Source organism: Rhodococcus sp. P4_B6, assembly GCF_056402215.1.
Genome location: NZ_JBFUHV010000237.1, coordinates 1 through 10,624, shown reverse-complemented (window position 1 = coordinate 10,624; position 10,624 = coordinate 1). Strand labels below are relative to the sequence as shown.

9 protein-coding genes and 1 pseudogene are annotated in these 10,624 nt (G+C 67.7%); 8 read left to right on the top strand and 2 right to left on the bottom strand.

Annotated features, from left to right (window positions below; genetic code table 11):
• Positions 1–847 (bottom strand): IS110 family transposase (locus tag AC1DWT_RS46345; RefSeq protein ID WP_477925839.1); only part of this gene is annotated, 847 nt, incomplete at its 3' end.
• Between the two features lie 454 nt (positions 848–1,301).
• A complete protein-coding gene (locus tag AC1DWT_RS46340; protein ID WP_012687703.1) occupies positions 1,302–1,568 on the bottom strand; it encodes a helix-turn-helix domain-containing protein in 267 nt (88 codons plus the stop codon).
• A 99-nt stretch (positions 1,569–1,667) separates the two neighbouring features.
• Between AC1DWT_RS46340 and map the strand changes: the two genes are divergently transcribed.
• The 8 genes and pseudogenes from map to AC1DWT_RS46300 all read left to right on the top strand — a co-directional run.
• On the top strand, positions 1,668–2,438 hold the full coding sequence (map, locus tag AC1DWT_RS46335; protein ID WP_206012480.1) for a type I methionyl aminopeptidase: 771 nt from the start codon (positions 1,668–1,670) through the stop codon (positions 2,436–2,438).
• A gap of 407 nt (positions 2,439–2,845) precedes the next feature.
• On the top strand, positions 2,846–4,276 hold the full coding sequence (locus AC1DWT_RS46330) for an aldehyde dehydrogenase family protein (RefSeq protein ID WP_206012481.1): 1,431 nt from the start codon (positions 2,846–2,848) through the stop codon (positions 4,274–4,276).
• A gap of 24 nt (positions 4,277–4,300) precedes the next feature.
• Positions 4,301–6,277 carry a 3D-(3,5/4)-trihydroxycyclohexane-1,2-dione acylhydrolase (decyclizing) gene (gene iolD, locus AC1DWT_RS46325; protein ID WP_241031250.1) on the top strand — a complete coding sequence of 659 codons (1,977 nt, stop codon included), beginning with the start codon at positions 4,301–4,303 and terminating at the stop codon, positions 6,275–6,277.
• Positions 6,274–7,062 carry an HpcH/HpaI aldolase family protein gene (locus tag AC1DWT_RS46320; protein WP_095863885.1) on the top strand — a complete coding sequence of 263 codons (789 nt, stop codon included), beginning with the start codon at positions 6,274–6,276 and terminating at the stop codon, positions 7,060–7,062. The genes iolD and AC1DWT_RS46320 overlap by 4 nt, the downstream gene beginning before the upstream one ends.
• Positions 7,063–7,073: 11 nt before the next feature.
• Positions 7,074–8,285, top strand: a complete 1,212-nt coding sequence (locus tag AC1DWT_RS46315; protein WP_241031251.1) for a Gfo/Idh/MocA family protein — start codon at positions 7,074–7,076, stop codon at positions 8,283–8,285.
• 30 nt (positions 8,286–8,315) lie between these two features.
• Positions 8,316–9,245: an NAD(P)-dependent oxidoreductase gene (locus tag AC1DWT_RS46310; RefSeq protein WP_477925838.1), complete on the top strand. Its 930-nt coding sequence runs from the start codon at positions 8,316–8,318 to the stop codon at positions 9,243–9,245.
• Entirely contained in the window at positions 9,242–10,234 is a 993-nt protein-coding gene (locus AC1DWT_RS46305; RefSeq protein ID WP_206012482.1) for a Gfo/Idh/MocA family protein, read from the top strand. The genes AC1DWT_RS46310 and AC1DWT_RS46305 overlap by 4 nt, the downstream gene beginning before the upstream one ends.
• Positions 10,235–10,364: 130 nt before the next feature.
• Positions 10,365–10,624 (top strand): annotated as a pseudogene (locus AC1DWT_RS46300) (sugar phosphate isomerase/epimerase); the annotation flags it as partial.

The following is a 10,624-nucleotide window of genomic DNA, read 5'->3' as shown; positions in this document are numbered from 1 at the left end:
GTCCAGACCCGCCGCGCGCCGCGTCGTGGCCGTCGGCCGGCACCGTGTCACCGGGCTCGTCGATACTGGTGACCAGCAGGTCGTCGATGCGGGTGGTGAGCCTCGCGATCTGTGCGTTGAGGGTGTCGATCTGGTCGAGCAGCATCCGGGCCAGCTCGGCGTGATGATCGTCGAACCGGCCGGTGAGGGCCTCGACGAGGGCGTTGTGCTTGGCTTTCATCGCGCCGCGGGCCAGACCGGCGAGCCGCCGCGGGTCACGCTCGCCCGCGATCAGCGCCTCCAGCATGTCGCGCACCGACAGGGTACCCAGACTGGAAGCCACCGACGACACCTTGATCAGCGCGTCCTCCAGCAGTTTCTCGAGTCGTTGCCAATAGCGGGTGCGATCACGGGTCAGATCGATCCGCAGCCGGGTGTAGTCGCGCAACTGCCGGATCGGTTGCGGCGGGACGAAACTCGGCCGCAGTAGACCTTTCTCGGTGAGTTTGGCGAGCCACACGGCGTCGAGCTTGTCCGTTTTCGGGCGTCCCGGCACGTTCTTCACATCGCGGGCGTTGACCAGCTGCACCGTCAACCCGGCCGATTCGAGCAGATAGAACCAGATCCGCCAGTAGTCCGAGGTCGATTCAACGGTGATCCTCTCGATCCCCGCCGCCACCAGCTGCTCGCCGAGATCCGTAATCGCGGCAGTCGTGGCCGAGACGTCCCACACCGTGCTGCCGCGCCGGCCTGGTCGCTTCGGATCCGGTGTCCGGGTGCACACCTTGCCCGAGGCCTTGGCCACGTCGATGGCGCACACACACTCGACCACCAGTTCGTGCTCAGCATCGGGAATCTGTTCCGGCAATGAATTCACTTCTGTTGTCCTCCTTCCGCATCCCACACGCATACACAACGGCGGGCCGCCTGGGGGCCTCGGTCAAGGGAACCGAAATTCTGACCGGCGTGCTCGGAGCAACAATGCGTGACCCTTCCAGGTCGGGGCCCCGGCGCCAGGCTAATGAACGAGCTCAGGCTCAAGGGAAAGTCGGCGTCGGCAGGCGACCCGATCCCATTTTCGCGCCTGCGAGGCGTCCCCGGGAGGATAGGTGGCTAATGGGAGACGACCAGCGAGCCTTCGACAGGTAACGGACCCCGTGGGGAAGCTGATCACCGAGCCGCCGACCGGTGAGCACTATTCGTGCATGTTCGCGGCAACGTCTACATCACCCCATAGGGGATGTTCAGCCAGGCGCAGCTGCAGTACTGCGTCGAAACCCTCGGCGTCGACCGCATCCTCTACTCCGGCGGCGCCTCGCTTACTACCCGGTCTGCTGAAGGTTCAGTTCGGGAAGGCAGATCTGGGCGAGGTCCTCCAGCGGGACCGCCAGCACAGCCGCGAGTGCGGCGACTGTCGTGAAGGCCGGAGTTGCCAGACGTCCCGTCTCGATCTTGCGCAGGGTCTCGGGTGAGATCGACGCGGCATGCGCCACTTCGGCGGGCTTGCGGTCGCCGCGCGCCTGCCGGAGGTAAGCGCCGAGTCGCTTGCCGGCGGCGCGCTGCTGCGGCGTCAAAGGGGATCGCACCATGCGACAAGGATACGCCACGCTCGGTATGAAAATACCGAGCCATCCACTAGCCTGGTATTTCTATACCGGGTTGTCTGCGAGAAAGTGGAGTGTGAGCGCGTGTTGGAACTGAAGACGTCACAGGAGATCGAGGCAATGCGCACCACCGGCGCGTTCATCGCCGAACTGCTCGACGACCTGCAATCGCGCGCCCTGGTCGGGGCGAATCTGCTCGACCTCGAACACCGCGCCCGGCACCTGATCGAGGAGCGCGGAGCGCTGTCCTGCTACTGGGACTATGCGCCGTCATTCGGCCGCGGTCCGTTCCACAACGTCATCTGCCTGTCCGTCAACGATGCGGTGCTCCACGGGCTACCGCACGACTACACCCTGCGCGACGGGGACTTGCTGAGCATGGACATCGCGGTATCGATCGACGGGTGGGTGGCCGACTCGGCGCGCAGCCTGATCGTCGGCACACCCCGAGCGGACGACCAGCGACTGATCGAGGCCACCGAGCGCGCCCTCGCCGCCGGTATCGACGCCGCACGTCCGGGCGGGCGCCTCGGCGACATTTCCGCGGCAATCGGTGCGGTCGCCGCCGACTACGGCTACCCGGTCAACACCGAATTCGGCGGGCACGGACTCGGTCGAACGATGCACGAGGACCCGCACGTGTCCAACCAGGGGCGGGCCGGACGGGGCCTGGTGCTGCGACCCGGATTGACCCTCGCACTCGAGCCCTGGTTCGCCCGCGGAACCGACAAGATCGTCTACGACCCCGACGGGTGGACCATCCGATCGGCCGACGGCTCGCGGACCGCCCACAGCGAACACACGATTGCAATCACCGACGGTGATCCGCTCGTCCTGACACGCCGCTCGTCCTGAGCCTGGTCGGCGACCGACTCGACCTCCTGGTCGTCAACCCTCCGTATGAGGTGAATTTGATGGGTTATCAATCTTGATTGAGGTGCCAGTCACAGCAAGACTGGCTGCATGAGCATCAGCAATTCCCCACCGAAGTGGCACAAGCGCTCGCGGATCCGTAGGTCCGACGAGACAAGCCCCGCCTACGCCTAGTTCACCGCCGCTGCGGCCTCCGGTGACGGCGATGCCACGCAGCCCGCCGCGCGAGCGCCGCGCCGGGCGTCCCGGCCCGAATCCTCTTTCGATTCGGGTACAGACGTGTCCGAGCGAGGCAGGTATTCGACTCGGCACCAACCCTTTTCAAGTCATCCTCAGTCGCCCTGCCGTCCTCACGGTGGGCGGCGAACGAGTCCCGATATGGAGCCGACATGGACATGTTGCTCGCTGGTGAGTGGCGTGGCGCCACTGACCGCACCACCGACCTCATCCGATCACCGTTCGACGGCCGCGTGATCGATTCGGTTCCGGTGGCCACCGCCGCCGATGCCGCCTTCGCCCTGGACCGGGCAGAGGCCGGTGCCCGAATCCAGCGAGCCACTCCCGCTCATGAGCGGGTGGCGACCTTGATGCGTGCGGCCGATCTGGCCGACGAACGGGCGGAGGACATCGCGCAGACCATCAGCGCCGAGACCGGGAAGCCGATCAGCGAGGCGCGCGGAGAGGCCGACCGGTCCGGCAGCATCATCCGGTTGGCAGCGTTCGAGGGCAGCCAGCTCTACGGCTCGACGCTGCCGCTGGACGCCAACCCCGGAACCGGGCTCGAGAAGGTCGGGTTCACGCTGCGCCAGCCCTGCGGGATCGTCGTGGCGATCACACCGTTCAACTACCCGGCACTGTTGGTGTTGCACAAGATCGCTCCGGCGCTGGCCGCCGGTAATGCGGTTGTACTCAAGCCTGCCCGCACCACCCCACTGACCGCACTGAAACTCGCCGAGTGCTTCGTCGACGCCGGCCTCGCCCCCGAGTCCCTGTCAGTTCTGACCGGCCCGGGCTCCGCGCTCGGTGACGTCCTGGTCACCGACCCACGGGTTCGCAAGGTGTCGTTCACCGGCTCGACCGGAATCGGCACCCGCATCAGTTCGCTTGCGGGAGTCAAGAAGCTGTCGCTGGAGTTGGGTGCCTCCTGCCCRGTGATCGTTCTCCCGGACGCCGACATCGAACTTGCCGCCTCGGCGGTCGCGGCCGGCGGCTACATCAACGCCGGACAGGTCTGCATCAGCGTGCAGCGGGTCATCGTGGATCAGTCCGTCGAGGCGGACTTCCTCGACGCCCTGGTCCCGAAGGTCGAGAGCATCGTCGTCGGCGACCCCGCGAACACCGACACCAGGCTGGGCTCGCTGATTTCCGAAGCCGAAGCCACACGCGTACATTCGGCGATCGCCGACGCAGCGCTGGCCGGTGCGAAGGTCCTCACCGGCGGTGACCGGGACGGCGCCGTCGTCACCCCGACCGTCGTCGCCGGCGTCGACCCCTCTTCCCCGTTCAGCCGCGACGAACTGTTCGGCCCCGCGGTCGCGGTCTCGTCCGCCGCCGACATCGAGTCGGCGATCGACCTCGCCAACGACAACGACTACGGCCTCGGCGCAGGACTGTTCACCTCGGACGTCTCGGCGACCACGCGGGCGATGCGGCAGATCGACGCCGGCAACATCCACATCAACTGGACCCCGCTCTGGCGCGCCGACCTCATGCCGTACGGCGGCCTGAAGGGCAGCGGCATCGGCAAGGAAGGCGTCCGCTCGGCGGTCGAGGAAATGACCGAGGAGAAGACCATCGTCCTCCACGGCCGCCCCTGGTAACCCGCCTCCCCCTCAGGCACTTTCGTGGCACTCACAGAAAACGACGACATGACATCACTGAGCACACACAAGACCGTGCGGCTGACCACGGCCCAGGCGGTAGTGAAGTATCTCGCGGCGCAGTACTCGGTTGCCGACGGCGACCGTCGCCGCCTCATCCCGGCCGCACTGGGCATCTTCGGGCACGGCAACGTCGCGGGCCTCGGACAGGCCCTCGACGAACTGTCCGACGAACTGCCGTTCATTCAGGGTCGGCACGAGCAGTACCTCGCTCACATCGCCACCGCGTACGCCAAGGCCAGCCGCCGCCGCGCCACCCTCGCGGTGACCGCGTCCATCGGACCGGGTGCGCTGAATCTGGTCACCGCCGCCGGTTTGGCCACCATCAACCGGCTCCCGTTGCTGCTGCTACCCGGTGACACCTACGCCACCCGGCACCAGGGACCGGTGCTCCAGCAACTCGAGCACGCCAGCGAATCCGACACCACCGTCAACGACACGTTCCGTCCGGTGGCGAAGTTCTTCGACCGCATCAACCGCCCGGAGCAACTGCTGACCGCGCTCCCGCAGGCGATGCGAGTACTGACCAGCCCCACCGACACCGGTGCCGTGGTGCTGTCGCTGCCGCAGGACATCCAGTCCCACGCGTTCGACTTCCCCGTCGAGTTCTTCGAACCGCGTGACTGGAAGATCCGCCGCCCGCTGCCCGACCCCGCGGAGGTCGACGACGTCGCCGCCCAGATTCGGGAGGCAGAGCGTCCGGTGATTATCGCCGGTGGCGGCGTGCACTATTCGGATGCCACCGCGGCACTCGAGGAACTCGCCGAGCAGGTCGGGATTCCGGTGGTCGAGTCGTTCGGCGGCAAGGGCGCGGTCAGTCGCGACGAGTGGTGGCAGGTCGGCGGCGTCGGCCTCGAGGGCAACTTCGCCTCGAACAAGCTGGTCAAGCAGGCCGACCTGGTGATCAGTGTCGGCACCCGGCTGACCGACTTCGTCACCGGCTCGCAGTCGATCTTCGAGAACGAGAACGTCCGCTTCGCATCACTGAACGTGGTCGACGCCGACACCCGCAAGCAGGGTGCCACCGGGATCCTGGCCGACGCCCGTCTCGGCCTCGCCGCGCTGACCGCCGCGCTTGCCGCACACACCACCAGCACCGCGTGGCAGGAGACGGTGCGGACGGCGAAGGCGGACTGGGCCCCGATCCGGGCCGCCGCCCTCGACCCGGACACCGCATTCGACCCCGCCGAGCACCCGGACGCGCCGGTCACCGGTGCGGTGCTCACCCAGCCGCAACTGATCGGGCTGCTGCAGGAGCATGCCCGCGGCGGCGACACCATCATCGCCGCCGCCGGCGGCCCGCCCGGCGACCTGCAGAAGGTCTGGGACGCCACCGGCGACCGGCGCGCGCATTTCGAATTCGGGTTCTCCTGCATGGGTTACGAGATCCCGGCCGCAATGGGCGTGCGCCTCGCCGAGGGCAACCACGGCCAGCGGATCGTCACCTTCATCGGCGACGGCACCTACCTGATGGCCCCGACCGAACTGGTCACCGCCGCCCAGGAGGGCCTCGACGTCACCATCGTCGTCTCCGAGAATCACGGCTACCAGGTCATCCACCGCCTGCAGATGAACCGCAACGGAAGGGAATTCGGCAACGAGTTCCGCTACCGCACCGACGGCGACATCATCACCGACAGCGGGGACAAGGCGCGCCTCGAAGGCGACTACCTGAAGGTCGACCTGCGGAAGATCGCCGAAGGCCTCGGCGCCATCGCGATCCGCGCCACCACCACAGCCGAGGTCCGTACCGCACTGGAGCAGACCCGCGAGGTGTCCGGGCCGGTGGTCATCGTGGTTCCGACGGTGCCGCACGTGGACCTGCCTGGCGGGGACGTCTGGTGGGACGTGGCCCCCGCCGAAGTCTCGAACCAGGAATGGGTGCAGAGCCTGCGCGCCGATTACGACAACGCCGTGGGACGGCAGAGGTGGTTCGGATGAGCAACAACAGCCCTCTCGACGCCGGAACCCTGCGTCAGCGTCTGGCACAGGGTGAGACCACCGTCGGCACGTTCGTCGGCATGGCCTCCTCGACCGCGGCCGAGGTGTGTGCCGCGGCCGGTGCCGATTGGATCCTGCTCGACCTCGAACACGGTGCCGGATCGGAAGACGCGCTGCGGGATTCGATTCTCGCCGCCGGCGCCTACGGGGTTCCGACGGTGGTGCGGGTCGAATCCGGGGAACGTATCCGGATCGGGCGGGTCCTCGATCAGGGTGCCGCCGGTGTGATGGTGCCGCGCCTGGACAAGCCCGATCAGGTAGTCGACGCGATCACCCACCTGGCGTACCCGCCTCGCGGCGACCGCGGGGTCGCCACCTACAACCGCTCCTGCCGGTGGGGCATGGACCGCTCCGTCCTGCTCGCCGAGGAGCAGGCGACGCTCGGGGTGATCCAGATCGAAACTCTCGCCGCCCTCGACGCGGTCGACGAGATCGCCGCCCAGGACGGGGTCGACGTACTGTTCGTCGGCCCACTGGACCTGTCGTTCGCACTCGGGGTGCCGCTGCAGTTCGACAGCCCGGTCTTCACCGCGGCCCTCGGGCGGGTGCTCGAGGCCGCCCACCAGCACGGCAAGACCGCGGGCATCCTCGCCGCCAACGCCGCCCTGGCAGCCGGCTACGTCGAACTCGGCTTCCGATTCGTGGCCATCGGCTCCGATTCCACCCTGCTCGCCGCGGCGCTGTCCGAGGCGTTCGCTACCGCCCGCCCCGAACAAGACCAGTAAAGGAAGTCATCGTGAGCACAACCCGCACCGTCGGAGTCGGACTGATCAGCGTCGGCTGGATGGGACAACTGCACGCCCGCGCGTACCGCGACGTCCCGATCGTCTACCCCGAACTCGGGGTCACCCCGAAGCTGGTGATCGCCGCCGATACCGCCGCGAGCCGTGTCGACTTCGCCAAGAATGTCCTCGGTTTCGCCGAGGGCACCACCGACTATCGCGAGGTGCTCGCGCACCCGGACGTCGACGTCGTCTCCATCTGCGCACCGAATTTCCTGCACGCCGAGATCGGCATCGCCGCGGCGAAGGCGGGCAAGCACTTCTGGATCGAAAAGCCCGTGGGACGCAGCTACACCGAGACCGCGGCGATCGAGGCCGCGGCCACCGACGCCGGGGTAATCACCTCGATCGGGTACAACTACCGACACGCCCCCGCCGTCGAGCACGCCCGGAAGCTGATCACCGAGGGCAGCCTCGGCCGGATCACCAACGTGCGGGCCTCGTTCTTCTCCGGATACGCCAACGAACCCAACGGCGCCCTGTCCTGGCGATTCGACCGCGAACTCGCCGGCTCCGGTGTGCTGGCGGACCTGTTCAGCCACGCGAGCGACCTGTGCCAGTACGTGGTCGGGCCGATCGCCGAGATCAACGCGCTCACCAGCACCGTCTACACCGAACGCCCGAAGCTGGCGATGGGATCGGGCACCCATTTCGCGGTCATCGAGAACGGTGAGATGGGTCCGGTGGAGAACGAGGACTACGCCGCCGCGCTGGTGCGGTTCGGCTCCGAAGGCCCCGGGTCGGGTGCGGTGGGCACAATCGAGGCGTCCCGGGTGATCGTCGGACCCGAGTGCGGCTACCAGATCGAGGTCTACGGCACCGAGGGCTCGCTGAAGTGGGACTTCGAGCGGATGAACGAACTGAAGGTGTGCCTGGGCCGCACCAACGCCGAACAGGGCTACCTCACCGTCAACGCCAGCCCGAAGCACGGCGACTACTCCCGCTTCCAGCCCGGCCCGGGCAACGCCCTCGGCTTCGACGACCTCAAGACGATCGAGGCCAAGAAGTTCCTGCTCGCCGTCACCGGTGGGCCGCAGGAGAACTCGAACGTGCACGACGCCGCGTCGGCGGCGGCGATCGTCACCGCCGCCGAGACCTCCGCCGCCACCGGGCAGTGGCAGAAGCTCGACGTCGTCGCGGGCACCACCGCCTCCCGCACCGCCTGACCACCGCTTTCGACACCTGCAAGGACGCTGATGTCAACAACGATCTCCACGCAACTGTTCGTCGGCCTGGGCCCGCTCGACCGGGAGCTCGTCGACCCGTATCTGGCCGCCCATCACCAACTGGTTCTCGACCCCACCGAGGAACAACTGGCGGTCGCCGAGGCGGCGATCGTGCGGGCGGCGTTCACCGTCGACGCAGCGATGCTCGACCGGATGCCGTCGCTGAAGGTCCTCGCCCGCACGGGAGTCRGCACCGACCTCGTCGACGTCGCCGAGGCGCGGCGGCGCGGGATCCCGGTGGTCATCACCCCGGGCACCAACACCGTCTCGGTCGCCGAGGGTGTCTTCGCGCACCTGCTCTCGTTGGTCAAGCGCCTGCCGACGCTGACCGGCGTGGTGCGGCGCGGCCGCTGGGCCGAACGCGGAAACGTGACCGTCGGGGACCTCGAGGGAGCAACGTTGGGCATCGTCGGGTTCGGGCGGATCGGCCGCAAGGTTGCCCAGATCGCCGAAGCGTTCGACCTGACCGTGCGGGCCTACGATCCGTTCGCCGAGATCCCCGAGGCGTACCGGTGTGCCGATGTCGACGAGGTGCTCACCGCGAGTGACTTCGTCACCCTGCACACGCCGCTGACCGCGGAGAACCATCACCTGATCAACGAGACGAGGCTGGCAGTCATGCGGCCGGGATCGATCCTGGTCAACTGCAGCCGCGGCGCGCTGATCGACCTCGACGCCGCGCACGCGGCGTTGCAGTCCGGGCACCTCGCGGGACTCGGCCTCGACGTCTTCGATCGCGAACCGCCCGAACACCACCCGGTGTTCGACCACGCCAACACAACTCTCAGCCCGCACCTGATGGGGTTCACGGATCGGGCGATGGCCCTGACGATCCGTGCCGCGGTCGAGGGCGCCATCGCGGTTCTCGACGGCCGCGACCCGGCCGCGGTGGCGTCATGACCGTCCGGGTGGGTGTGATCGGCGTCGGGGTGATGGGCGCCGATCACGTCCGGACACTGCACGCGGTGGTCTCCGGGGCAACGGTCACCGTGATCACCGACTTCGACGCCTCCCGCGCCGCCACGATCGCGGAAGAGGTCGGCGCCCGCACCGTCGCGACCGCGGCAGAGCTGATCGCCGCCCCGGACGTCGACGCGGTGATCATCGCGTCCCACGACTCCGCCCACGCCGAGCAGGTGAGTCTGTGCCTCGATCACCGCAAGCCGGTGCTGTGCGAGAAGCCGCTGGCCCCGAGTGTCGACGAATGCGCCAGCCTGGTCACCCGGGAAGAGCACCTGGCACTGGCGAATCCGCTGATCTCCGTGGGTTTCATGCGCCGATTCCATGCGCCGTACGAGGAATTGGCAACGGCGATCCGGTCCGGATCCGTCGGCACCCCGTTGCTGATCCGAGCATCCCACCGCAACGTGACCGCATATCCGGGTGGAAATTCGACCGACACCGTCACCAACTCCGCAATTCACGAAATCGACATCACCCGTTGGCTTCTCCGGTCCGAGATCGTCGAGGTCAGCTGGCACGCACCGAAGTCCACCTCCATGGACACCTCCCGGCGCGACCCGCAGATTCTGATGCTGCGTACCGCCGACGATGTGCTGACCGTGGTCGATGTGTTCGTCAACGCACGATACGGTTACGACGTGCGCTGCGAGGTGGTCGGCGAAACCGGAGCAGTGAGCCTGGCGCCGAGTCACGCCCTGACGGTCGACGCGTCGCTGCGTTCGACGGCCACGTACCCGGAGGACTGGCGGCCGCTGTTCGCCGACAGCTACCGGCGGCAGTTGCAGGCATGGGTCGACGCCCTCACCGAGGGGACCCGCAGCCCATTGGCGTCCGCCCGCGACGGTCTGCGCGCCATCGAGGTGGCGGAAGCGCTGATCGTATCGATGAACAATGTGGGCGCCGTCACCCCGGTGAAGAATTCATGACCGTCGCTCTACGACTTCCTCGCCATCCGCGTTCTACGATCGAGACGACCACCGAAGGGTACGACGAGGCATGACCCACTCACCACGTCCGGAACTATTGGCCGCATGCTGGACTTCAGCCGGTGACGTGATGCCTGCACGAGGTTCGGACCGCAGTCCGGTCCCAATCCGGGACCGGATCGAAGCGGTCGCCCGAACCGGCTACACCGGATTCGGATTGACCCGCCCCGACCTGGTCGCCGCGCGCGAGACGATCGGCCTGGGCGCCGTCGCGAAAATGCTCGCCGACAACGGCATCACCCATGTCCAACTCGAGTGGATCACGAACTGGTGGACCACCGGGGAGGCCCGCGCAGCGTCGGACGATGTCCGCCGGGACCTGTTCGAGGC